General features: G+C 57.8%; 30 protein-coding genes. 18 read left to right on the forward strand and 12 right to left on the reverse strand.

Annotated elements, in window-relative coordinates; genetic code table 11:
• Nucleotides 1–2 precede the first annotated feature (2 nt).
• Both NOM67_RS19235 and fkpA read right to left on the reverse strand, forming a co-directional pair.
• Nucleotides 3–1409: a sigma-54 dependent transcriptional regulator gene (locus tag NOM67_RS19235; RefSeq protein ID WP_255939401.1), complete on the reverse strand. Its 1407-nt coding sequence runs from the start codon at nt 1407–1409 to the stop codon at nt 3–5.
• Between the two features lie 150 nt (nt 1410–1559).
• Nucleotides 1560–2354, reverse strand: a complete 795-nt coding sequence (gene fkpA / locus NOM67_RS19240; RefSeq protein WP_033114614.1) for an FKBP-type peptidyl-prolyl cis-trans isomerase — start codon at nt 2352–2354, stop codon at nt 1560–1562.
• A 118-nt stretch (nt 2355–2472) separates the two neighbouring features.
• Between fkpA and NOM67_RS19245 the strand changes: the two genes are divergently transcribed.
• Both NOM67_RS19245 and NOM67_RS19250 read left to right on the forward strand, forming a co-directional pair.
• Entirely contained in the window at nt 2473–3441 is a 969-nt protein-coding gene (locus tag NOM67_RS19245; RefSeq protein ID WP_156854696.1) for a WD40 repeat domain-containing protein, read from the forward strand.
• Nucleotides 3442–3455: 14 nt separating this feature from the next.
• On the forward strand, nt 3456–3671 hold the full coding sequence (locus tag NOM67_RS19250) for a SlyX family protein (protein WP_071914639.1): 216 nt from the start codon (nt 3456–3458) through the stop codon (nt 3669–3671).
• Nucleotides 3672–3753: 82 nt separating this feature from the next.
• Here NOM67_RS19250 and slyD read toward each other — a convergent pair whose 3' ends face one another.
• Both slyD and NOM67_RS19260 read right to left on the reverse strand, forming a co-directional pair.
• Entirely contained in the window at nt 3754–4434 is a 681-nt protein-coding gene (slyD, locus tag NOM67_RS19255) for a peptidylprolyl isomerase (protein WP_255939405.1), read from the reverse strand.
• A 143-nt stretch (nt 4435–4577) separates the two neighbouring features.
• A complete protein-coding gene (locus NOM67_RS19260; protein ID WP_033114610.1) occupies nt 4578–4781 on the reverse strand; it encodes a YheV family putative zinc ribbon protein in 204 nt (67 codons plus the stop codon).
• 39 nt (nt 4782–4820) lie between these two features.
• On the opposite strand from NOM67_RS19260, the gene NOM67_RS19265 reads away from it, so the two are divergent.
• From NOM67_RS19265 to NOM67_RS19275, 3 genes are all read left to right on the forward strand, one after another.
• Nucleotides 4821–5471, forward strand: coding sequence for a hypothetical protein (locus NOM67_RS19265; protein WP_156854692.1), 651 nt, complete (start codon nt 4821–4823; stop codon nt 5469–5471).
• A 158-nt stretch (nt 5472–5629) separates the two neighbouring features.
• Nucleotides 5630–6529 (forward strand): chemotaxis protein, encoded by a 900-nt coding sequence (locus NOM67_RS19270; RefSeq protein WP_156854690.1) that lies wholly within the window; start codon nt 5630–5632, stop codon nt 6527–6529.
• A 67-nt stretch (nt 6530–6596) separates the two neighbouring features.
• A complete protein-coding gene (locus NOM67_RS19275) occupies nt 6597–7583 on the forward strand; it encodes a hydrolase (RefSeq protein ID WP_255939407.1) in 987 nt (328 codons plus the stop codon).
• On the opposite strand, the gene NOM67_RS19280 is transcribed toward NOM67_RS19275, so the two are convergent.
• Complete coding sequence (locus NOM67_RS19280; RefSeq protein WP_255939409.1) at nt 7562–8713, reverse strand: GGDEF domain-containing protein; 1152 nt, start codon at nt 8711–8713, stop codon at nt 7562–7564. The genes NOM67_RS19275 and NOM67_RS19280 overlap by 22 nt on opposite strands.
• 97 nt (nt 8714–8810) lie before the next feature.
• On the opposite strand from NOM67_RS19280, the gene NOM67_RS19285 reads away from it, so the two are divergent.
• The 3 genes from NOM67_RS19285 to NOM67_RS19295 are packed head-to-tail and all read left to right on the forward strand — an operon-like array spanning nt 8811 to nt 10507.
• On the forward strand, nt 8811–9035 hold the full coding sequence (locus NOM67_RS19285) for a YheU family protein (RefSeq protein WP_041210529.1): 225 nt from the start codon (nt 8811–8813) through the stop codon (nt 9033–9035).
• A gap of 52 nt (nt 9036–9087) precedes the next feature.
• A complete protein-coding gene (locus NOM67_RS19290; RefSeq protein WP_041210528.1) occupies nt 9088–9957 on the forward strand; it encodes a phosphoribulokinase in 870 nt (289 codons plus the stop codon).
• 16 nt (nt 9958–9973) lie between these two features.
• The gene (locus tag NOM67_RS19295; RefSeq protein ID WP_071914647.1) at nt 9974–10507 is read left to right on the forward strand and encodes a DUF4136 domain-containing protein; all 534 of its coding nucleotides are present in this window, start codon (nt 9974–9976) and stop codon (nt 10505–10507) included.
• 88 nt (nt 10508–10595) lie between these two features.
• On the opposite strand, the gene NOM67_RS19300 is transcribed toward NOM67_RS19295, so the two are convergent.
• Complete coding sequence (locus tag NOM67_RS19300) at nt 10596–10892, reverse strand: MliC family protein (protein ID WP_255939413.1); 297 nt, start codon at nt 10890–10892, stop codon at nt 10596–10598.
• Between the two features lie 49 nt (nt 10893–10941).
• Nucleotides 10942–11346 carry an OsmC family protein gene (locus tag NOM67_RS19305; RefSeq protein WP_255939415.1) on the reverse strand — a complete coding sequence of 135 codons (405 nt, stop codon included), beginning with the start codon at nt 11344–11346 and terminating at the stop codon, nt 10942–10944.
• A 333-nt stretch (nt 11347–11679) separates the two neighbouring features.
• Here NOM67_RS19305 and crp point away from each other — a divergent pair, with 333 nt between their 5' ends.
• The 4 genes from crp to NOM67_RS19325 all read left to right on the forward strand — a co-directional run bounded on the left by crp (nt 11680) and on the right by NOM67_RS19325 (nt 15479).
• Entirely contained in the window at nt 11680–12318 is a 639-nt protein-coding gene (gene crp, locus NOM67_RS19310) for a cAMP-activated global transcriptional regulator CRP (RefSeq protein ID WP_005335304.1), read from the forward strand.
• A 108-nt stretch (nt 12319–12426) separates the two neighbouring features.
• Nucleotides 12427–13227: a putative RNA methyltransferase gene (locus NOM67_RS19315; RefSeq protein WP_124243145.1), complete on the forward strand. Its 801-nt coding sequence runs from the start codon at nt 12427–12429 to the stop codon at nt 13225–13227.
• Between the two features lie 327 nt (nt 13228–13554).
• Complete coding sequence (locus NOM67_RS19320) at nt 13555–14667, forward strand: porin (RefSeq protein WP_139396502.1); 1113 nt, start codon at nt 13555–13557, stop codon at nt 14665–14667.
• Nucleotides 14668–14843: 176 nt separating this feature from the next.
• Complete coding sequence (locus NOM67_RS19325; RefSeq protein ID WP_255939419.1) at nt 14844–15479, forward strand: murein L,D-transpeptidase catalytic domain family protein; 636 nt, start codon at nt 14844–14846, stop codon at nt 15477–15479.
• Nucleotides 15480–15546: 67 nt separating this feature from the next.
• Here the strand turns inward: NOM67_RS19325 and NOM67_RS19330 are convergent, their stop codons facing one another.
• Nucleotides 15547–15978 carry a universal stress protein gene (locus NOM67_RS19330; RefSeq protein ID WP_255939421.1) on the reverse strand — a complete coding sequence of 144 codons (432 nt, stop codon included), beginning with the start codon at nt 15976–15978 and terminating at the stop codon, nt 15547–15549.
• A 194-nt stretch (nt 15979–16172) separates the two neighbouring features.
• On the opposite strand from NOM67_RS19330, the gene NOM67_RS19335 reads away from it, so the two are divergent.
• Entirely contained in the window at nt 16173–16925 is a 753-nt protein-coding gene (locus NOM67_RS19335; protein WP_255939581.1) for a hypothetical protein, read from the forward strand.
• A 6-nt stretch (nt 16926–16931) separates the two neighbouring features.
• Here the strand turns inward: NOM67_RS19335 and NOM67_RS19340 are convergent, their stop codons facing one another.
• Nucleotides 16932–17396, reverse strand: a complete 465-nt coding sequence (locus NOM67_RS19340; RefSeq protein ID WP_255939423.1) for an RNA methyltransferase — start codon at nt 17394–17396, stop codon at nt 16932–16934.
• Between the two features lie 203 nt (nt 17397–17599).
• On the opposite strand from NOM67_RS19340, the gene NOM67_RS19345 reads away from it, so the two are divergent.
• Together NOM67_RS19345 and NOM67_RS19350 are read left to right on the forward strand one after the other, a co-directional pair.
• Nucleotides 17600–18691: a PfkB family carbohydrate kinase gene (locus NOM67_RS19345; protein WP_255939425.1), complete on the forward strand. Its 1092-nt coding sequence runs from the start codon at nt 17600–17602 to the stop codon at nt 18689–18691.
• Nucleotides 18685–19593 carry a pseudouridine-5'-phosphate glycosidase gene (locus tag NOM67_RS19350; protein ID WP_115522818.1) on the forward strand — a complete coding sequence of 303 codons (909 nt, stop codon included), beginning with the start codon at nt 18685–18687 and terminating at the stop codon, nt 19591–19593. The genes NOM67_RS19345 and NOM67_RS19350 overlap by 7 nt, the downstream gene beginning before the upstream one ends.
• Before the next feature lie 41 nt (nt 19594–19634).
• Here NOM67_RS19350 and NOM67_RS19355 read toward each other — a convergent pair whose 3' ends face one another.
• From NOM67_RS19355 to NOM67_RS19365, 3 genes are read right to left on the reverse strand one after another with little or no spacing between them, the layout of a single operon-like run.
• A complete protein-coding gene (locus NOM67_RS19355) occupies nt 19635–19847 on the reverse strand; it encodes a hypothetical protein (RefSeq protein WP_156854667.1) in 213 nt (70 codons plus the stop codon).
• A 19-nt stretch (nt 19848–19866) separates the two neighbouring features.
• Nucleotides 19867–20928: a methyltransferase gene (locus NOM67_RS19360; protein WP_156854665.1), complete on the reverse strand. Its 1062-nt coding sequence runs from the start codon at nt 20926–20928 to the stop codon at nt 19867–19869.
• 12 nt (nt 20929–20940) lie between these two features.
• Nucleotides 20941–21336: a hypothetical protein gene (locus NOM67_RS19365; protein WP_041210563.1), complete on the reverse strand. Its 396-nt coding sequence runs from the start codon at nt 21334–21336 to the stop codon at nt 20941–20943.
• A 252-nt stretch (nt 21337–21588) separates the two neighbouring features.
• On the opposite strand from NOM67_RS19365, the gene NOM67_RS19370 reads away from it, so the two are divergent.
• From NOM67_RS19370 to NOM67_RS19380, 3 genes are read left to right on the forward strand one after another with little or no spacing between them, the layout of a single operon-like run.
• On the forward strand, nt 21589–22302 hold the full coding sequence (locus NOM67_RS19370; protein ID WP_071914656.1) for a beta-ketoacyl synthase chain length factor: 714 nt from the start codon (nt 21589–21591) through the stop codon (nt 22300–22302).
• Complete coding sequence (locus NOM67_RS19375; RefSeq protein WP_071914658.1) at nt 22287–23081, forward strand: lysophospholipid acyltransferase family protein; 795 nt, start codon at nt 22287–22289, stop codon at nt 23079–23081. The genes NOM67_RS19370 and NOM67_RS19375 overlap by 16 nt, the downstream gene beginning before the upstream one ends.
• Nucleotides 23062–23322 carry a phosphopantetheine-binding protein gene (locus NOM67_RS19380; protein ID WP_033114590.1) on the forward strand — a complete coding sequence of 87 codons (261 nt, stop codon included), beginning with the start codon at nt 23062–23064 and terminating at the stop codon, nt 23320–23322. Before NOM67_RS19375 ends, NOM67_RS19380 begins: the two co-directional genes overlap by 20 nt.

Consider the following 23322-nt stretch of genomic DNA (forward strand, 5'->3'; position numbering starts at 1 on the left):
GTTCAGGCCAGATTGGCCTCTTCCCACCCCTGCTTCTTGCGATAGATGGTGGAGGGGCTTATCTCCAGCAGCGCCGCCGCCTTGGGAATATTGCCGTCACAGCTGGCGATGGCCTGCTCTATCACCTCTTTTTCCACCAGCCAGAGCGGCCGGATCGGCCCGCCAACTGCGGGAGTGGTAGCTGTCGCTGCGGGTTGCTGGTCAGCTGTCGTTGCAACAGCCAGAGCCCGCACACCATTGAGGGGCGGTGGCAGGATATCCGGGCTGACCAGCTCCTTGTCATTGAGCACGACGATATTGCGCACCACGTTCTGCAGCTCGCGCACGTTGCCGGGCCAGGGGTAGTCAAGCAGCACCCGCGCCGCGGCGGCATCGAAGTCGCGAAAGCGCTTGTTCTCCTCTTTCGCATAATTCTGCAGCAGGCTGCGGGCCAGCAGCAGAATATCCTCGCCCCGATCCCTGAGCGGCGGCAGATAGAGGGGGATGACGTGGAGCCGGTAGTAGAGATCCTCGCGAAAACGGCCCGCTTTCACTTCCAGCAGGGGATCCCGGTTGGTGGCGCAGATAAAGCGCACATCCACGGTCTCCAGTTTGCCGCTGCCGACCCGCTGCAAGGTGCCGGTCTGGATAAAGCGCAGCAGCTTGCTCTGCAGGTCGAGATCCATCTCGCAGATCTCGTCGAGAAACAGGGTGCCACCGTCCGCCAGACTGGCTGCCCCTTTGCGATCGCCCTGGGCACCGGTAAAGGAGCCCTTCACATGGCCGAAGATCTCGCTCTCCATCAGGTCGTGGGGTATGGCGGCACAGTTGAGGGCGATAAAGGGCTGCTCGCGGCGCGGGCTGCACTGGTGGATCGCCTCGGCGCACACCTCCTTGCCGGTACCGCTCTCGCCGGTAATAAAGACGGTCGCCTTGCTCGGCGCCGCGCTCTCGATGATGCGATAAACCGCCTGCATCGCCATGGAGGCACCGATAAAACCGAAGAAGGATTGCCGCTCGAAGTTCTCGCGATAGTGAGCAACCAGCGAGCTCAACTGCTGGTGTTTCAAGGCATTGCGGGCTGTGGCGCAGAGCCGCTTGCTGTCAAACGGCTTGGTCAGAAAGTCGAAGGCACCGAGACGCATCGCCTCCACCGCCACATCCACCGAGCCGTGGGCGGTGATCACCACCACGGCGCAGGGGAGCTGCTGTTCGGTGATCTGTTGCAGGATCTCCATGCCCGACATGTCGGGCAACTCAAGGTCGAGCAGCACCACCGGAGGGGGGCTCGCCAGCAACACCTCCAGCGCCTGCTGTCCGCAATCGGCCAGCACCACCTCATAGCCATCCTGGCGCAGGTACTGCTCATAAACTACAGCCAGACTCCGGGTATCTTCCACCAACAGGACACGGGGTGCGTTCTCAGCCACAGGATTGATCCTTGTTAATTGATTTTGTTCTTTATTTTTAGCGCTACCGCTGATATCCCATGCGCAATGCTCTCAGTTTATCCCGCGAAACGAGAGGATGCACAAGTAAAAACGGCTCCTTAAGGAGCCGTTTTCATCGATACAAAGGAATTACTTCTTGGCGTCTTCTGCAGCCGGCTTCTCGATAGCCAGCAGTTCGACGTCAAACACCAGCACGGCGTTAGCCGGGATGGAGCCAGCACCGTGCTCGCCGTAGGCCAGCTTGGACGGCAGGAAGAACTTGAACTTGGAGCCAACCGGCATCAGCTGTACGCCTTCGGTCCAGCCCGGGATAACCTGGTTGAGCGGGAAGGTTGCCGGCTCGCCACGGTCAACGGAGCTGTCGAACTTGGTGCCATCGGTCAGAGTACCGGTGTAGTGAACCTTGACGATGTCGGTCGCTTTCGGCTTCGCGCCAGTGCCCATCTTCTCGACCTGATACTGCAGGCCGGATTCGGTGCTCTTCACGCCCTCTTTCTTGGCGTTGGCGGCCAGGAACTCTTCACCTTTCTTCAGATTCTCAACGGCATCTTTCTCGGCTTTGGCCTTGGTCAGCTCGTTGATCTTGGCGTCGTACTGCTGCAGTACTTTCTGGATCTCTTCGTCGGTCATCTTGGCTTCTTTGCCCAGACCATCGGTGACCCCTTTCAGGATGACGGCGTTGTCCAGCTTGATACCCAGCTCCTGCTGGCGCTCCAGGGTGTTGGCAATGTAGCGACCCATGGAGAGGCCGATGGCGTAACCGGATTGCTCTTCAAAGCTCTGCGCCTTGGTAGACGCTGCCGGTTTGCTGGCCTCTGCCTTCACCTCGGCGCTATTGGCAGCCGGCTTCTCGTCTTTTTGGCAAGCAGTCAGACCTACGGCAACCGCCGCAGCCAACAGGGACACCTTCAGAAATTTGTTCATCAGTTTCTCCAAACTCCAAATACCGCTCTCGGTTCCATCGTGAAATGAGAGGTTTATCGTGATAAGCGCCTTATACTAACGCCGTGATTGCAGGTAACAAAAGCGTGAGACATCAAAAATGATAAAAAGTGCCATTTATCTGCTAGGCCTCTGCCTCATGCTCACCGGCTGCGAGCAGAGTGCCCGACCAGACCGGCAACTTTCCCTCGCCAGCTCGGGTCTGCTGGCCGCCGATCTGGCCAGTGACGGCAAGCAGGCCATCGTCTCCAGCCTCGGCCAGGGGGTCGTGGTCTGGGATCTGGAGCAGAACCGCCAGCACTGGCGCTGGAAACAATCCGGCTCCCCCGATGATCTGGTCTCCATCGTCCGTTTTGCGCAAGGGGATAGTCACGCCGTGACCGCCACAGCCACCACCTTTGCCATCTGGCAGCTCCAGAACGGCCAATCGCAAGGCTACTACTCGCTTCCTGAATCCAGGCTGAGGGATATTGCCCTCTCGGCAGATGGACGCAATGTGCTGATCGGACGTGAAGATGGCAAAGCGGAGTGGGTCGACACCCAAACCGGACGGCGCCTGCAGTTTCTCGGTCACACCGAGCAGATCAATACGGTGGATCTCTCCGCCAACGGCCGCTACGCCCTGACCGGCGGCAATGACTACAGCGCCTATCTGTGGGATACCCGCAGCGGTCAGGTGGTCTGGCGCTTCAACCATGGCGGCCGGGTGGTAATGGCACGGCTGGAGCCGAGCGGTCGCTACGCCTTCACCGCGGACAGCAGCCGGGGCAGCATCTGGGATCTGAAAACCGGCAAAGAGGTGAGCCAGCTGCAATTCGGACACCGATTCGAGGTCTACACCAGCGCACGCTTCGCCAATGACGGCAAATGGCTCATCACCGGCGCCCCCTCCCGCCAACTCTCGCTATGGCAGGTGAACGATGGCGCCCTGTTGCAGAGCTGGCTGGTTTCGCCCCATCCCAAGGTAAAACCGCCCAGTGCAGTGGTCTACGGCGTGGCTTTGCGCGACAATAGCCACCTTGTCAGCGCCAGCTCCAGTGGCCTGGCCGAAATCTGGACCATCAAGTAAGGACCCGCAGGCCCATGAGTCAGCATTTAAACGAACGCATCGAAACCCTGGAAACCCGTCTCGCCTATGCGGAGTACACCATAGAGCTGCTCAACGACGAGGTCACCACCCAGGGGCGTGAGCTCGACCGGCTCAAGCACCAGATCCAGCTGCTGGTCGACAAGCTCAAGAGCGTGCAACCGAGCCAGATCGCCAGCATGGCCGAAGAGACCCCGCCTCCTCACTACTGATGAGCGCCGTCTGCCCGGCAAATGTTGTCCAATAAAAAACCCGCGATAAATCGCGGGTTTTTTATCATCGGCGTGGCCGTGATCAGTGGTGATGGCCCTTGCCACCACAACCGCCACCACCGCCACCACCGCAGCAGCCGCCATGACCATGATCGTCGCCGTGGTCATGATCGTGGCTGTGACCGGCACCGCCACAGCAACCGCCGTGAGCGTGCTCTTCGTCGTGGTCGTGACCGTGACCACCGCAGCAACCGCCATGGCCGTGATCGTGGTCATGACCATGGTCGTGACCGCAACCGCCGGCACCGTGAACGTGGCCGTGAGCCAGCTCTTCGGCAGTGGCAGCGCGCACGTCCTTGATCTCGACCTTGAAGCCCAAGGTCACGCCAGCCAGCGGATGGTTGCCATCTACCTTGACGAACTCTTCAGACACTTCAACTACAGTCACCGGACGATGGCCATCGTCGGTTTCAGCCACGAAAGTATCCCCTTCGGAGACTTCCATGCCGTCGAACAGCTCGCCCGGCACTTCCTGCACCAGAGACTCGTCGTATTCGCCGTAGGCCTGGCTCGGGGTCAGGGTCACTTCGAAGGCTTCACCTACCGCACGACCCTCCAGCTCGGCTTCGAGGCCGGAAACCAGATAACGGGTACCGTGCAGATAGACCAGCGGCTCTTTGCCGACAGTGCTGTCGATGACTTCACCGTGCTCGTCGGTGACTGTGTATTCCAGCGTAACCACGCTCAGAGGAGCTACTTTCATGTCAGGATCCTGCGGATAGAAAAAAACGGGCCCAGAATAACCTAAAAAGTGGGCCACGCATATGCCATGCCCCGTCAGCGGGCGATGAAAAAATCGGCGATGCCACCAGTTTGGGCAACAACGCCCTGCACTCTTCAGGGCTATCAGGGACGAAATACGCCGATCACCTCTTCGGCTTCACGGGTTACCCGCTCCACCTCTTCCGGCGTCTGCACCTGGGTATCACCGCACGCGACGCAGGTCACCTTCTCGACTCCATGCTCCATATACAGCATCATGTTGTCCAACTTGCCGCACGCCGGGCAAACCGCACCGGCAATGAAGCGTTTTTTACGTCTGGTTTCCATATTTGTTACCTCCAGGCAGCATCATATCAGGGTTTTTACATGCATCACGCCATCGAGTATCACCATTTTTCCTGTCACGGCCTGCAGGCTGGCAACCGCAAACGCACGCCGGTCGGACAACTGCTGCGGATCACCCGGGGTGCGGCGCTGCTGAGACTTGGTCAGCATGAACTCCTGCTGCCGGCTGGCAGCTGCTTCTGGCTCTGTGCCGATGCACTGGCCGCCTTCAGCCCGCTCAGCGGTTGTGATTACGATCAGCTGAACGTCTCTTTGCGCGTAACCCAGCCGCAGCAGGCAGGCTGGCTGCAAGCCACGCCCCTGCTCAATGCTCTGCTCGACTCCCTTGCCCTGTGGCAACGGCCGCAAGAGTGGCAAGGGGCCTATGGCCAACGCCTGCAGGTGATCCTCGATGAGTTGCAGCAGTGCACCATCCAGCCACAAGATAATGAAGCGCTGCAGCAATGCTGGCAGGCTTTGGCCCGCGGCGACGCACAAGCCCTGGCAGAGTGGCAGCAACGTGGCGATGCACCGCAGGCAGGGGAAGAGCTGCAACAACAGTGGCAACTGCTGCAGGCACTCAGACTGCTCAAGGGGGGCAGCAAAGCCGCTCAGGTCGCCAACAAACTGGGTTATGGCGATGAGGCCACACTGCAAGCTGCCTGCCAGCGCTGGGGAGTGGTACAAGATTAGGGGGAATAGGGCCGTCCGGAGCCAATGAGCTAAAATCTTGGCTGATTGAGTCCAGCTTTTTGCCAGATGGCCGTTAACAAAGGGGCCATCGCCCCCGTAATCCTTTATGCTAGAGGCCAGAAATGACAGCCACAGTTTCGACCAACAGGACACCTGCCATGACGAGCAAAGCCAATCAATCACAGGGCATGTTGCTGTTTCATCTCTCTGCCAAGCAATCTTTTGCCATCGGCACTCTCAAGGTGAAGGAGATAGTGCCCTATACCCAGCTGACGGCCATGCCCCACTCTCACCCCACCGTGCTGGGGGCAGCCAACATGCGCGGTTCCACCATTCCGGTGATCGACATGGCGATGGCGGTGGGCTATCGCCCCATCAGCAGGGAGGAGATGCCCCACTGCTTCATCATCATTACCGACTGCCGCCGCACTCTGGTCGGTTTTCTGGTGCGCGGTATCGACAAGATCACCGAGTGCAACTGGCGCGATATCGAGCCCCCTCCCGCTTCGCTGGGTCACAACGTCTTTGTGACCGGGGTAACCCGGGTCAACGATCAGCTGATCCAGCTGCTGGACGTCGAACTTATCCTGTCGCGGGTCTACCCCGATGACCCGAGCCACCTCTATCCGGTGCTGACCGATGTGCAGCGCGAACGGATCAAGCCGATGCGGATCCTGCTGGTAGATGACTCCTCCGTCGCCCGTCGTCAGCTGATGGCGGCGCTCGACTACATCAATATCCCCTATGAGGTGAGCACCAACGGCAAGGACGCGCTGGCCCTGATGCAGGAGCGAGCAAGCCAGAAAACACCGATCGACATTCTGGTGAGCGATATCGAGATGCCGGGGCTCGATGGCTACGAGCTCGCCTTCGAGGTGCAAAGCGACAGCAAGCTGGCTGGCGCCTACATCATTTTGCACACCTCCCTCTCGAGCGAAATCAGCGTCGAACGTGCCCATCAGGTGGGCGCCCACGAGGCGCTGACCAAGTTTGAGGCCAATGAGCTGATCCAGGCCATGCTGCGCGGTGCCGAGCACCACGACAAACTGCTGGTCTGATCCCCATCCGGCGGGCAGCCCTGCTCGCCGGTTTGTCATCTTATTATCGCCGTCGCGGATCATCGCCATGCTCACAGAAAGCCACTTCCACGCCCCTTGGTGGGCTCGCAATCCCCACCTGCAAACCATTCTGCCCAAATGGCTACGCCGGACTCCGGCCCGATTTGTGGCCGAGCGCTTCGAACTGACTGACGGGGATTTTGTCGATCTCGCATGGAGCGGTGAAATCACGGCTGATGCGCGGCCGCTGGTGGTGGTATTTCATGGTCTGGAGGGAAGCATCCACTCCCACTACGCCAAGGGGCTGTTTGACCATCTGCAACAACAGGGAATGGCGGCGGTACTGATGCACTTTCGTGGCTGCAGTGGCGAGCCCAATCGCCATCTGCAAGCCTATCACTCCGGCGCCATCGCCGATGCCCAGGAGGTCATTGCCGAGCTGAGCATGCGTTTTCCGCACAAGCCATTGATTGCCATCGGCTTTTCTCTGGGGGGCAATATGCTGGTCAATCTGCTGGCGCGCGCCTGCCCTACGGCGGTGAAGGCGGCGGTGGTGGTCTCGGCCCCGCTGCAACTGGCCAGCTGTGCCGAGCGGGTCAATCAGGGATTTTCCAAGGTCTATCAGAACTATCTGCTGCGCACCATGCGCCGCAACCTGTTGAACAAGATCAGTCAGCAGCAAAAAGCGGGCGAGCGCTGGCAACCGAAGCAAGTGCAAGAAATAGCCACTCTGCGTGACTTTGACGAGCTGGTAACCGCACCGCTGCACGGTTTTCACAGCGCCAGCCACTACTACCAGAGCTGCTCGGGGCTACCACTGCTGGGCCAGATCCCCATCCCCACCCTGATCCTGCACGCCGCCGACGATCCCTTTATGTCCGATGCCGTCATCCCGCGCCCCGAGCAGCTCTCGCCCCATGTGCACTATGAATTGAGCCGCTGTGGCGGTCATGTCGGCTTCCTGCACGGTACTCCGTGGCGTCCCCGCTTCTGGCTGGACGAGCGGATCAGCCGCTGGATCGCCGAACAGAGTCAGGCCGCGACACAGAACTGATTGCGCCCCGACTCCTTGGCCCGATAGAGCGCCTGATCAGCCCGCTCCAGCAACTGGCTTGCACTTTCACCGGGCAGTAGTGTGGCAATCCCCTGACTCACCGTCACCCAAGAGGCGACATCGGACGCCTGATGCTCCAGCTGCAGGCTGGCCATCCCCTCCTGCAGCCGCCGCGCCACCTCACGAGCCCCCAGCTGATCCGCATCCGGCAGCAACAGGACAAACTCCTCACCGCCATAACGGGCAACCAAATCTGACGGGGTACGAACCGAATGGGTGAGCGCAGTTGCCACCTCCTTGAGACATATATCCCCGGCCTGATGCCCATAGCGGTCGTTGAAACGCTTGAAGTAGTCCACATCGATAAGAATGAGTGAGAGAGGCATGCCGCTCTCACCGCTATGAGTGAGCCCCCGCTCCAGCTCGACATTGAAGTGACGCCGGTTGGCAACGCCGGTCAGCGGATCCTGCTTGGCCAGCCGGTCAAGACGGCGCAGCAGAACCAGATTCTCGTGTTCGCGCACGATCGCCAGCTCGAACCAGCGGTTGAGCATTCGTCGTCCCACCTCCAGTGCAATAATGCCGAACAGCACGCCAAGCAGATAGATCTGGGGAAAATCGACCTTTAAAAAAAGCTCGATTCCCACGCCAGCAGTCAGCGGCCCCAAGAGATAGCCGTAAAACACCTTGCGATCGGGATAAAACGCGATGAGTGCCGCCAGCAGGTTGAGCCGCATGATCCCATGGGCATAACTAAGGCCGCCACGCAGCTCAACCTGGCCAAGGGTGTAAATATGCAGGGTCCAGATCCCCCCCCAGACCACCATCACCAACGCAGCGATCCGTAACCAGGTACAATCCTGCAGATGGTCACAAAACAGGCTGATAACAGGCAGCAACAACAATGCCACCATCACCAGGGCCAACTCACTCTGAAAACTCCATGGCAGCATGTGATCACTGGCAAGGCCTGCCTGACTGTAAACCTCATAGCGAATCGCCAGAAACAGCACCACCAGCCAGTTCAGCAGCCAGAACCACACCATGCCGCGACCAATGGCCTGCCGGCGCGCCTGATCCAGATGATCCGCCAGGGTTAACGGCGCACTGCGCTGCTCTTCAGACAACATCTCGGACTCCGGCGAAAAAAGTAGAAATTGGTTGCACTCGCGCAATTCAACACAACAATAGCTCGGTGGTTATATCTTTTTGCATCGAGATCCCTTCATGATAATTCCCTGGCAAGAGTTGGATGCCGACACCCTGACCAACCTGATCGAACATTTCGTACTGCAGGAAGGAACCGAGTATGGCGAACAGGATGTATCACTGGGTACCAAGGTTGAGGAAGTGCGCAGCCAATTACAGCAAGGCAAGGCGGTGATCGTCTACAGCGAGCTGCACGAGTCGGTCAATATTGTGCCCAAAGATCGCTTTGACGAGTCAGCTTGACCGAACCCGAAGCCAGCCTTTATAACGGAATTTCCAAGGAAGAGAGAATTCTATGTCGGCCAAGCACCCCATTATTGCCGTCACCGGTTCATCCGGTGCCGGCACCTCCACCTCCACCATCGCCTTTCGCTCCATGTTTCATCAGCTTGGTTACCAGGCGGCAGTGGTCGAGGGCGACAGTTTTCACCGCTACACCCGCCCCGAGATGGACGTAGCGATCCGCAAGGCCCGTGAACAGGGGCGCCACATCAGCTATTTCGGCCCCGAGGCCAATGATTTCGGGCTACTGGAGAGTTTCTTTCAGGGCTATGGCCAGGATGGCACCGGCCAGTACCGTCGCTATCTACACAGCTTTGATGAAGCGGTGCCTTTCAACCAGATGCCCGGCACCTTCACCCCCTGGCAGCATCTGCCGAACGATACCGATCTGCTCTTCTATGAGGGGTTGCACGGCGGTGTGGTCACCGAAGATCACAATGTGGCTCGCCACGTGGACTTTCTCATCGGCGTGGTGCCCATCGTCAACCTGGAGTGGATCCAGAAGCTCATTCGCGACACCTCGGAGCGGGGCCACTCCCGTGAGGCGGTAACCGACTCCATCGTTCGTTCGATGGATGACTACATCAACTTCATCACCCCGCAGTTTTCCCGCACCCACATCAACTTCCAGCGGGTTCCGACGGTGGATACCTCCAACCCTTTCAGCGCCAAGGTGATCCCGAGCCTGGACGAGAGTATGCTGGTGATCCGGTTTCGCGGCATCAAACAAGTAGATTTCCCCTACCTGCTTTCGATGATCGACGGCTCATTCATGTCGCGGATGAACACAATCGTGGTTCCGGGTGGCAAAATGGGCTTTGCGATGGAGCTGATCCTCAAGCCGCTGATCCAGCAACTGCTCGAAACGGGCAAAATCACCTGATACAAAGGAGCTTATGATGCGCTTTGCCTCTCTCTCTGTGGTGCTGTTCGCCCTGCTGGGTGGCTGCAGCAGCGGGCCGTCAGCACCAACGTTTGAACCCGGTACCATGGTGGCTCGCTCGCTCGGTGACTGGACCTTCGGCGCCACTCCGCGCTACGCCCTGGCGGAACAGTATCAGTTTGCCGGCGATCAGGCCGAAGGGTGGCTGGAACCCATCCAGAATGCCGTTAGTAAAGAGCTCAATGGCAAGGGGTGGCAGAGTGTTCCTCTTGATGAAGCGGACCTCTGGGTCGCTATCGGTGTGGCGGGTGACAAGGATATCAGCGATGGCCAGATTTTTGCCCGCCTTGGCATGACACCCGGGGTGCAGGCCGCACCGGATCAGCGCAAAGGCACCCTGGCCATAGTGCTGCTCGACCGCAAAACCCAGAAAGCCGTATGGAGCAGTGTCATCTCGCTGGCCAGCGATGCCGCCATTGCCGATAACCAGCGCCAGGCTCTCAGCCAGCAGCTCGCGGCCAAACTGCTGGCACCAGTCCCCACCCACTGACGCCCTCATCATTTTTTGCTGATGATTTGAATAAAAAAGAGCGGCTTGTCAGATGACAAGCCGCTCTTTTTGCTGGAATGCGCCGGAATTACTTCAGCTTGCAGGTGAGCAGGGTCACCCCTTTCTGGGTCAGCAGTGCCTGTTTGTCCTGATTCCAGAAGGTGGTCACGCCGTCGGAATATTTGGCACCGTTATCCAATTCGACACGAGCCAGCTTGTGATAGACCCCGGCATAGGGGAACTGCACCATGTCAGCCTGAGCATCATAGGTAATGGCCAACAGCTCTTCCCCGCACTGGTACTGACTGTACTGATACTTGGTGGGTTGCGGGCTGGTGCACGCTGCCAGACCCAACAGGGGAAGCAGAGCGATCATTTTTTTCATTGCACTTTCCTTATGTCATGGCGTTATCGGTGGAACAACGCTTCGGTTATCAAGCCTCAAGAATTTGATAACTATGGGTAATTTGTACCGCTTTTTCCAACATCAGGGAAACAGAACAATATTTCTCCATCGACAACTCGACCGCTCTGGCGACCTGCTTTTCTGCCAGCCCCTTGCCGGTCACCACAAAATGGAGATTAATCTTTTCAAAGACCCGGGGTACGCTGTCAAACCGCTCACCATCGAGTTCAACATGGCAAGCCGTCACGACCTGACGCGCCTTCTCCAGAATGGATACCACGTCGATGGAGCTGCAACCGCCCACGGCCAGCAACACCATCTCCAGCGGGCTGGCCCCCTCGCCCGGGTTGGCACCATCCAGGATCACCTTGTGCCCGGATTCGCTCTCCCCGACAAACTTCATCCCTTCAACCCAGCTGACCTTGGCTTTCATCTCGCATCCTCTTTGGTTAAGCCTGTGCTCATGATGCTCCTAGCATACCCCAGCCATCACGGCTTCGGCATCTCTTCACCCGGCCGGGTAACCACAGGGGCAAGATGATTGGGAGGTTAATAGATCAAAATCAACATCTCCCCTCCCTATCTTCCCTAGAATGGCTGAAGCGGCGCAGCAGGCATTACTCAAAGGGCTCTATTCAAAAGGGCGCAAAGCCTTGTCAGCACAGACAAAGGCTCTTATCCTACTGCGACTAATACAAGGAATGGCAAGAGTTGGCTGCTTGCCTGGACGCTCGAGTCCATAAAAAGACACTACAGAGGAATTCTCATGGTTATTGGCAAACCGCAAAGCGATCCCACCCTGGAATGGTTCTTGTCGCACTGCCACATTCATAAGTACCCCGCCAAGAGCACCCTGATCCACGCGGGTGAAAAAGCGGAAACCCTCTACTACATCGTCAAGGGCACGGTTGCCGTGCTGATCAAGGACGACGAGGGCAAAGAGATGATCCTCTCCTATCTCAACCAGGGGGATTTCCTCGGCGAGATGGGTATGTTCGAAGAGAACGAAAATCCCGAGCGCTCTGCCTGGGTGCGCGCCAAGGGCTCCTGCGAAGTTGCCGAGATCTCCTACAAGAAGTTCCGTCAGCTGATCCAGGTCAACCCGGATATCCTGATGCGCCTCTCCGGCCAGATGGCCAAGCGCCTGCAGCACACCAGCCAGAAAGTGGGTAACCTCGCCTTCCTGGATGTAACCGGCCGGATTGCCCAGACCCTGCTGAACCTGGCCAAACAGCCGGATGCCATGACTCACCCGGATGGTATGCAGATCAAGATTACCCGTCAGGAGATCGGCCAGATCGTCGGCTGCTCCCGTGAAACCGTTGGCCGCATCCTCAAGATGCTGGAAGAGCAGGAGCTCATCTCTGCCCACGGTAAAACCATTGTGGTATTCGGTACCCGCTGATCCACTGGTCCCGGACCACTGGCTCCAAAAGGCTGCTACGGCAGCCTTTTTTGATCACCTCCCCTATAATCCCGAACGCCCGTTCCAGCTTTCGCCAAGAGAATCGCTATGCACCTTCAATGTCCCCGTTGCCGCAGCCAGCTTCATCTGCATGAAGCCTCAAAGGGTCGCTACTGCGACAACAAGCACCACTTTGATCCAGCCCCGGAAGGCTATCTGGATCTCATCCCCGGCAAGAAAAACCCCAAGGACAGCGACAGCCGGGCGTTGATGCGCGCCAAGCGTCACTTTCTCGAACAGGGCCACCAACTGCCGCTCGTCGAAGCAATGGCCAGCCTGCTCACCCCCCTCGAGCCGCGCGAACTGATCCATCTGGGCTGTGGCGAGGGCTACTACTGCCGCGCGCTGGCCGAACGCCTGCCGGGCTGGCAGTTTGCCGGCGTCGATATCGCCAAGAATGCCATCTTTGCCGCCACCAAGGCGCAGCCTGACGGCAGTTTTGTCATTGCCGATCCAGCCAAAGCCCCGCTTATGCCAAACTCCGCTGACTTGCTGCTGGTCAACGACCTCAAGATCAAAACCGAACAGCTAGTCAACTGGCTGGCACCGGGCGGCTATCTGCTCTATCTGCAGCCGGGCCCCCGCCATCAGTGGCAACTAAGAGTCAGCCTCAACCCAATCAGCATGGAACACCCGCTCAGCTGGCCGGCCCTCGCAGGCCTGACCAAGATTGCGCAGCAACGCGCTCAATTCTCCCAGACTCTCGATCAGGGACTGCGCAGTTTTATTCTGGAAACCAGCCGCCTCGGCTGGCGGGCCACGGGTGAGCAGCGCCACGCGTTCACCCATCAGGGCCCAGACGAACTGGAACAGGATCTGCTGCTGACCCTGTGGCAAAAACCGCTCTGATCACAGTGCGAGAGCAGACCCCCTGCTCTCGCCGACCCCCTTTGAACATCAAAATGTGATTTGGTTCACACGCTCAATCATTGCTCCCCCCTTTGCCCTCCACCCAGCCAAACTCAGATTAAAAAACTAACAATCTGAATTAACTAGACTTTTAAACTGTACAAACCTGACACACTCAACATATTCATCTCCTTATGGCGCCAATTAAACACGGATAGATTCAGCGCCAGTCAAGGTTAGGGCGCCTACCGTGTGGCTATCGGACCATTTCCGATTTAACAGAACCGAATACAGGTTCGGAAGTGTTTACATCAGAGGAATAAGCATATGAAGAAGTCTGCACTGACTATGGCCATCTCCAGCCTGCTGCTGGCGAGCGGTGCCCATGCTGCTACTGTGTACAACCAGAACGACACCAAGCTGGACATCGGCGGCCGCGCTCAAGGTGCTTACTATGGCACTGACAACAACAGCGCCGAAGGTGACCAGAGCTATTTCCGTCTGCACGTTGCAGGCGAAACCAAAATTGCTCCGGAAATGAAAGCGTTCGGTTTTGCCGAATACAACCTGCCGACTTCCGGTTCTGACAACGATGAACTGCGTTATGCCTACGCCGGTATCAAGCACGACCGCTTCGGTGCCTTCAGCTACGGTCGTCAGGATGGCCTGTTCACCAAAGCCGTTAACAACTACACCGACGTACTGCCCGAGTGGGGCGGTGACGGCCTGGGTAAAAATACCGAAGTATTCGGTACCGGTCGTACCAATGGCCTGGCCCAGTACATCTACACCTATCAGGGTCTGACCCTGGGCGCCCAGTTCACCGGTAACAACGATCCGCAGAACTCCGGCCGCAGCGAAATCAACGAATCCTTCAACGGTAACAACCCGTATGTTGCTGGCACCAACTGGAACAGTACCGGTTCCAAAGAGGGCTTTGCCTTCTCCGCCAACTATGACTTCAACATGGGTCTGAGCCTGGGTGCCGTATACAACCAGGCAGGCAAGACCGACGAGCAGGCTAAATACGCTGCCTTCGGTGGCGAGAAAGATGCCAAGCTGATGGGCTTTGGTGCCAAGTACGCTGCTGATAACCTCTACCTGGCCGCTACCTACTCCCACGGTGAAGATCACCTGTTCGTCAAGAACGGCTACGCCGAGAAGATGGATGGTTACGAAGCCGTTGCCCAGTACACCATCGGCAAGTTCAAGCCTTCTCTGGCCTACCTGCGCACTGACGTGAAAGATGGCGCTCACGGTATCGATGATACCTACACCGAGTACGTATCTATCGGTGCCTGGTACAACTTCACCGACAACTTCAACGCTTACATCGACTACAAACTGAACCTGCTGGATTCCGTAGATGGCAAGTCCGTCAACTCCCTGGGTCAGAACACCGATGACGTTGTTGCTGTAGCCCTGCAGTACAACTTCTAAGTTTTTAGAAGTCAGTTATACCTGTGAAATCAATGTCTACTGTTTGAATTTCTTCCGGCCGCTTGCGGCCGGTTTTTTATTGCGCCTTTTCAGCACCTTGCATATAACTATCGAGCGGAGAGTTGCCAAGTGCCGCTATCTGCATACAAAAATGGTGCACAGAAGGACATTCACGGATGAAACGACTGTTCTGGAACAAGATCTGGTGGCAGATGTGGTTGATACTGTCGCTGCTGTTGGGAAGTCTCGGTTTTACCGCCCCCGCGCAGGCAAGCTGGGACAAGAGCCTCTACCGTCAGCTCGGCCTCGCCGACAAACTCGATCAGCAAACCTTTCGCAAAGCGCTCAATAGCTACCAGAGCGTGCGCCATAAAAACAAATCCATTCTGACCATCATCGATTACAGCAAACCATCTACTCTGCGCCGGCTGCTGGTCATCGATATGAAACGCTACAAACTGCTCTACTACACCTGGGTCAGCCACGGTCGCAACTCTGGCGAACTGGCCGCCCGTCAATTCTCCAACCAGCCCAACTCGATGAAAAGCTCGCTCGGAGTCTATCGCACCGCCGAAACCTATCTTGGCAAGCATGGCTACTCACTGCGGCTGGATGGCCTGACCCCGGGCCTGAACAGCAATGCCCGCAAGCGGGCCATCGTGGTACACGGAGCTGACTATGCCAGCCCGCGCCATCTGCTCAAATATGACAAGCTGGGCAGAAGCTGGGGTTGCCCTGCCCTTCCCCAGGAGCAAGCCAGAGCCATCATAGATACCATCAAGGGTGGGAGCGTGATCTACGCTCACGGATAAAGAAGAGGGCCAGCAACCGCTGGCCCTCTTCTTGAACACTTGTTTTTAAATAACCGTACTGCTCGTTTTATTGGCGAACGACCAGCACCGGGCAAGGGGCATGACGTACCACAGATTCGGCAACGCTGCCCACCAGCAGGTGGCTGATGCCGGAGCGGCCATGGCTCCCCATCACGATGAGATCCGCCTCATCATCATTGGCCTGAATGACAATCTCATCGGCCGCGCGGCCAAAACGGATGTCAAACGTTGCGGGAATCGGCAAGGTAGCCACCAGCTCCTTGAGCTGGGTTCTGGCCTGACGCTCCATCTCATGAGTAATCTCGACAGCAGTCATGTGCAGGATCTTGTAGCTGTCAAAACCATGCAGTTGATCGACGACGTGAACCAGCTTTAACCGGGCGTCATGGCTTTGCGCCATGAATACGGCATAGTCGAGAACCGCTCTGGACATTTGAGAAAAGTCGACGGGACAAAGCAGTGTCTTGATCGATGGCATAAGCAGTCTCCTCTACTAATTGGGGTGCTATTGAATCTCAACGAGATCATATCAACCCGACTGCAAATAACTCTCGACCCTGTCGCAAAACGAGCATTCAAAGGGATGGTTACCGCGCCTCCCGGAGAGCGCATGGTGTAAAATAAGGTATCAACTCCCCCTTTTTAGCTGCCCTCGAGAGGCCGATTGTGACCATACTGCGTATCGGTTGTCTGTTGGTCTGTTATCTCTGCGCACCTCTCTTCTGCCGCGCAGAATCACTCCACGTCTATTGCGACAACTGGCCCGGTTTTTGTCAAACCGATGGACAAGGGTTCTACCTTGATGTGGTCAACAGCATCTATCAACCCCATGGTTACACCATCGTCCCCCATATTGTTCCCTACAAGCGGGCCCTCGCCATGGTGACCCGTAACAAGGGGGACATGGCACTGGGGGTCTATCAACATGAACTGGGCGATGTGCGTATGCCGGAATACCCAGATTCAGCGGACGATCTCTCTGTCGTCATGCTCAAGCAGTGGCAACCAAAATGGCAGGGGGAGCAGAGTCTAGCTGGCCAGCAGGTGTTGTGGCAGCGGGGCTGGGCACTGGACAAATACATATCAGTGCCCATGAACTGGCATGAAGTGGACAGCTACGAGATGGCCCTCCAGCTGCTCGAGAAGGAGCGCTATCGCTATTACATGACCGTCGGTGTGCTGCATGTCGCCAATCCGCCCCCCACCAGCATGAGCCGCATATTTTTGCGCTGGATCCCCACCTATCCTGTTTTTAGCAACAGTGAGCGAGGGGAAACACTGCAGCAGCTTTGGGATAGGGAGATGGTCAATCTGATCCGCAGCGGCGAGCTGGCCAATATCTATCGGCGCCATCAGCTCTACGACTATTACCAAGGCTTTATCAAGGAGATGGAGCAGAAGGAAAAAGTAGCCCCCATCCGTTAAATCTTCCTACTCTTCCTGCCCGTTATGGCAATACCCCTTGGCCAGTCGGTCATAGAGGATCACGTTGACCGAGGCAGCCAGATTCATGCAGCCTTGGGTCGGCACGTAAACCACATCTTTCACCGCACCATATAGGGCGGGATCGAGCGTGCCATCCTCCGGCCCGAAGATATAAAAAGCGCGCTCCGGATGGATATAGTCGGGGAGCGGCGTAGCGCCGTCGATCAGATCGACCACCACGGGAACACACCCTTCCGGCATGAATTGCAGCAGGTCATCCACCCCGAGCAACGGGATCTTCTCCACCATCTGCTTGGTATCGGTGGCAAAGCGGCGCGCCAGCTCGAAGCGGTTGCCGGTGTAGTAGACCTCATCCACCCCGTAGCAACCCGCAGCCCGCATCACGGCACCGACATTTTCCGGGGATTTGGGATTGACCAGCCCCACGCAGCAGAATGCTCTCTTTTCCATCATCTCTCCTCATCTTGCGGCGGCCATTATATGCCGCTGCGGGGTCATCGACCCGTTAAAAGTACCTCCCCAGGCTCAACGACTCGTCGCCCCATCACGGATGTCGATTTTTTGTGCGCAAGCCGACAAATTTTGTACAAGTCGATAGCCAGCAAACGTTTCCTAGCAATAATAGACAAACGTTTGCAAATGGATGTTTGTCTATGACTGAGCGTGAACAAGAGATCCTCGCCCTGCTGCGTCAGGATCCCATGATTGCCCAGCAGGAGCTGGCCGATCGCCTCGGCATCAGCCGCTCTGCGCTGGCCAGCCACATCTCAAGCCTGATCCGGCAGGGATATGTGCAAGGCAGAGGTTATGTACTGCGAGAGGGTCCCTACGTGGTGGTGATCGGCGGTGCCAATATGGATATTTGCGGTACCAGCCACGACAACCTGCTGCTCGGCGACTCCAATCCGGGCAAGGTGCGCACCTCGGCGGGCGGTGTTGGCCGCAATATCGCCGAGAATCTGGCGCGGCTCGGCAGCGATACCCGACTGCTGACTGCTGTCGGCAACGACCAGTATGGTCATCATCTGCTGGAGGTAAGCCAGCGAGCCGGCGTCGATGTGCGCCAGACTCTGGTGCTCGATGGCCACACCACCTCCTGTTATCTCAGCCTGCATGATGGCAGCGGCGAAATGAGCTGTGCTATCAATGACATGGCCATTATCGAGCAGCTCACTCCTGCCCGCTTGACCCCACTCGGCGGCTTTCTCGGCGGCGCCCAGCTCTGGGTGCTCGATACCAATCTGGCCATCCATACCCTCGACTGGCTGTTCGAGCGGCAAGGTGAGCACGCCATCTTTGTCGATACCGTTTCGGTGGCCAAGGTGGAGAAGATCCGCCCCTGGCTCAGCAAGATCCACACCCTCAAACCCAATCGCAGCGAAGCCGAGCAGCTGTGCGGCATGACCATCGCCGGGCCCGAAACCTGGCCCATGGTGGCCGCCTGGTTCCACCGCGCCGGGGTCCAGCGCCTGTTCCTCAGTCTGGGTGAACAGGGGATCTTCTACAGCGATGGCGAGCAGCAGGGCCACCTGCCGGTGCTGGGCTGTCCGGTACTCAACGTCACCGGCGGCGGGGATGCCTTTATGGCTGGCCTCGCCCACGCCTGGCTGCAAGAGCTCGACATTGCCCAGACCACCCGCTTTGCCTTGGGCTGCGCCGCCCTCACCGTCAATTGTTCCGATACCGTTTTTTCCGGTCTGAGCAAGACCGCCGTTGACCGCATACTGGAGGAGTACTCATGCTGAACGCTTACCTCGATATCCAACCGGAAGTTGCTGCCGCGCTGACCGCCGGCAAACCGGTCGTTGCCCTCGAATCCACCATCATCTCCCACGGCATGCCCTATCCGCAGAACGTGGAGACGGCCCGTCAGGTTGAACAGGTGGTGCGCGACAACGGCGCCATTCCGGCGACCATCGCCATCCTCGACGGCCGCCTCAAGGTGGGTCTGGATGCCGGTGCGCTGGAAGCGCTGGGCCGGGCTGGCCACAGCGTGACCAAGTGCAGCCGCCGCGACATTCCGTTCGTACTGGCGCGCAAGGGAATGGGAGCTACCACGGTCGCCTCCACCATGATCATCGCTGCCATGGCGGGGATCCGGGTCTTTGCCACCGGTGGCATTGGCGGGGTACATCGCGGCGCGCAGGAGACCTTCGATATCTCGGCCGATCTGCAGGAGCTGGCACAAACGCCGGTGGCAGTAGTCTGTGCGGGGGCCAAATCAATTCTCGATATCGGGCTGACTCTGGAGTATCTGGAGACGCAAGGGGTGCCGGTGATCGGCTATCAGACCGAAGAGTTGCCCGCCTTCTACACCCGCGAGAGCGGCTTCAAGGTTGATTATCGACTGGAGAGTCCGGCAGCCATCGCCGAGGCGCTTCGCCTCAAGTGGGAGCTGGGACTGGCGGGCGGCGCCGTGGTGGCCAACCCCATCCCGACCGCACACGCCATGCCGAAAGCCGATATCGACGCAGCTATTGCCCGGGCGCTCCATGAAGCGGACGAGCAAGGGATCAAGGGCAAAGCGTCAACCCCCTTCCTGCTGGCACGTGTCTGCGAGCTGACTGGCGGCAACTCGCTGGCGGCCAACATCCAGCTGGTACTGAACAACGCGGCGCTCGGTGCCCGCATCGCCGCCGCACTGTAATCAAGCGCAAATGAAAGGAGGGCCTGTTGGCCCTCCTGCTATCACATGTTTTTAATCTCGTTGCCGATGCCCTTGACGGTATCGCGCGTGCCGTGACCTATCTCCTTGGTCACATCACGGGTCGTATGACCGATCTCCCGGGTGACATCACGAGAAGTATGGCCAATCGTTCGACCAACCCCCTTCATCTCGGCACACCCCGTCAGCAGCACGCCTGCAATCAGCAGAACGTATTTCATCTGTACTGTGCTCATGTCGCGTCTCCCGACGTTATCACAGTGGCTTGGCAACCAGCAGAGTATGGCCCGGCCCCGGAATGTCGTGATCCTCCTCGACATGGAACTCGGCCTCGCGCAGACACTGGTACAACTCTTTGGAGTGGTAGAAGCGGCTGTTGCCATTGGCCAGACAAGTAAAGTAAAGAGAGGTGGCGTTGAGGCTGAAGCTCGCCGCCTCAAACGGCTGCCGATCCCAGAACAGCTCCAGAATGCACAACCTGGCCCCCTCCTTCATGCTGCTTCTGATCCGCCGCAGCATGGCCACAATCTCGTCATGGCTGAAGCAGTCGAGAAACTGGCTCATCCACCAGATGTCCGCCTCACCGGGCAACGCTTGCTCCGACAGCAGATTGACCGGATACCCCTGCACCCGCTCGGCAAGCCCCGCGGCCCGGATCTGCTCGCTGGCCATGGCAATCTGCTCGGGCAGATCGAGAATGGTCACCTGCAGTTCGGGACTGCGCCGGGCACACGAGATGGCCCACTTGCCGGTATTGCCCCCCAGATCGTAGAGGTGACGCGGCTCGTAACCGAGCACCAGATCCTGCGCTTGCTTGAACGCCCAGTCCGAATAGAAGTGATCGAAACGAAACCAGCTGCTGCGCGCAGGCTCCGGCAGATCCTTGAGATGGGCATAGAGATTTGACCAGTCGCCAAACTCCTTGAGCCCGGCAGGCGTACCGCTTTCGATGGCCTGCTGCAGGTGGGCAAGGGGCTTGTAACAGACATGCTGGACAAAATCCATGTTGACCCGGGTCATGGGGTCGCTCAACAGATAGTGACCCACCTTGTCCAGCAGGTAGCACTCCCCGTTGAGGTGGCAGATGCCGCCCCCCAGCCCCATGTCGAGCAGTACACTGACCGCATACTCGGTCAAGCCGGTCGCCTCGGCGATCTGCGCAGCGGTCGCCCCTTGCCGCTCTTTGGCAAGAAACGCCAGAATGCCGAACTCACGCAAGCTCCAGGCTGCCTGAAACAGCATGGGCGCAAAAGCGATCCGCTGGGCCTGACTGATGGCATCCAGTGCGTTATGACGATCCGCCTGATAGTGATTCAAGAGACACCGACCTTACTTGTTGCTGCTGGCGCGATTCAATTCGATTTGAATTGCTTCGTTCAGCCCGGCAATCCAGCGGTTGTAATTGCGGTGGATTTTTCCTTTACCCTTGTCATCCAAATTGACGCTGCTCACATAATTAATAGAGTAATTAACGGTGTTATAAGGAATGCTGATATTGGCCTGATGTTGGCGAACCTGGATATGGCCAGTAATTATCCCTGGCTGCTCTTCACGCATTACCCACTTTTTACTAACACCGGCATTAATAATGGCGCGAGAAACATCCTTTTCACTCAGATTGGCCGGAACCAGACTATTGGTCATATTCATGACCGGCTGGGAAGTGGAGCAACCGGCAACCCACAGCAGTGTTAATGCGCTGATAATAATTTTGAGCATTTTCATTTTTGTAACCCTTTGTAATTGGAACCTGTCAAAGCCGACCCAATGAGACAATAAAATGTGTGTCCTTTCAATAAATAAAGGTGAGGGTGAATACTTTCTTCATACTTGTAACTTGCGTCACTGCTTGCCCCTGTTCTTGATTTGAAATGGTGGTAATATGCACGTCCTATTCAAATCCTTAACTGGAGCTGAACCACTGGTGGAGCCCGTGGTCGAGTCTCCCTGTTAGCATCATCCTGTCAAGGTCGTTTCGTGTACAAGAATTCCTCTTTTTCCATCGTTGAAAGTTGCGCGCTGGCGCCGGGGCTCACCACCCGGGAGCAGTGGCAAGGCTGGGCGAAAGAGGGGATCTGGCCAACGCAATCGCCTCTGGCAACGCCTCACATCCCCATGATGGTGGCACGCCGCATGAGCCAGGGTAGCCGCCTTGCGGTAGAAGTGGCCCTCGATATGATGTCGCGCCATGCCATGGAGGGGGCCGTGTTTGCCAGCCGCCACGGGGAGCTGGATCGCTCCATTGGCCTGCTGACGGCACTGGCACAGGCGCGCAGCCTCTCCCCCACCGATTTCTCCCAGTCAGTGCACAACACCGCAGCCGGGTTGACCTCCATTCAGGGCAAGCAGCCCATCCCCATGAGCTCGCTGGCCGCGGGGAGCGGTACCTTTGCCGCGGCCCTGCAGGAAGCCATCGGCATGCTCGCCGACGGTATGGAACGGGTACTGGTGGTGGCCTTTGAGGGGACGCTGCCGGCATTTAGCCAACCCTGGCTCGGTGATGAACCGCCACCCCATGCGGTGGCGCTGTTGCTGAGCCGGGGCGATGAGTGGCAGGGGAGTGCGCTGGCGACGGACACTGGCGCAACCGGCAAGGGCGATGCACTCGCGTGCTGGCGCGCCTTGCTGGACGGCATGCCACAATTTAGCATCACCGACGGGCGCAGGGAGTGGCTATGGCAGCGCAATTGAACCGGCTCTGGCGCCTGATTGGTACCATGCTGGGATTTACCCTGTTCGGCATTGGCTGCCTGCTGCTGACGCTGGTCTGGTTTCCACTGCTCTGGTTATTTGTACGCGGGGAAACGCGTCGCCACCTTGCCCAAAGCACCATCAGAATAAGTTTTCGTTTTTTCCTCAATGTGCTCAGGCAATTAAGGGTACTGGATTATCGCTTTGACAATATGCCCCAGCAATTGAGCGGCGTATTGGTATTGGCCAACCACCCCAGCCTGCTCGATTATGTATTGCTGGCAGCTTACATGCCGGAGTGCGACTGTATTGTCAAAGAGGCGCTCTGGCATAATCCGTTTGTCGCCGGCATCGTGCGGGCCGCCGGTTATATTCCCAATGCCGCGGCCGAAACATTATTACCGGTATGTTGTGAACGCCTGCAACAAGGTGCGGTACTGTTGGTCTTTCCGGAAGGCACCCGCACGACCCCTGGCGAGCCGCTGCAACTGCAACGCGGCGCAGCCCATCTGGCCGTCCGTTGTCAGGCCAGGCTACAACCGGTTCGCATTCACTGCTCGGCCCCGTTTCTGACCAAACAGCACAAATGGTTCCATGTGCCCGCGCACAAGCCACTCTTTACGGTAGAGTTTCTGCCCCAGTGTCAGGCTCGGGATCTGATGCCGCACGAAGAGGCACCTTCGCTGGCCGCGCGGCATCTCACTCACTATTTCAAACGGGTATTGAGCCCGGCCCAATCCGCCTCTGTATGGACTCAAGATGCAACAAACACTAACTGAAGAAATCAAACAACTGATCATCGACAGCCTCAACCTCGAAGGCATGACGACTGCCGATATCGACACCGACGCCCCGCTCTTCAATGACGGTCTCGGCCTCGACTCCATCGATGCGCTGGAGCTGGGACTGGCGATCAAGGGACGCTACGGCATCGTGCTCTCGGCTGATGACGAGAATACCCGTCGTCACTTTGCCTCTGTTGCAGCCCTGGCTGCTCTCGTCAACCAGCAGCGGGGATAA

Origin of the sequence: Aeromonas sp. SG16, assembly GCF_024436135.1 — a bacterium.
GTDB lineage: Bacteria > Pseudomonadota > Gammaproteobacteria > Enterobacterales > Aeromonadaceae > Aeromonas > Aeromonas jandaei.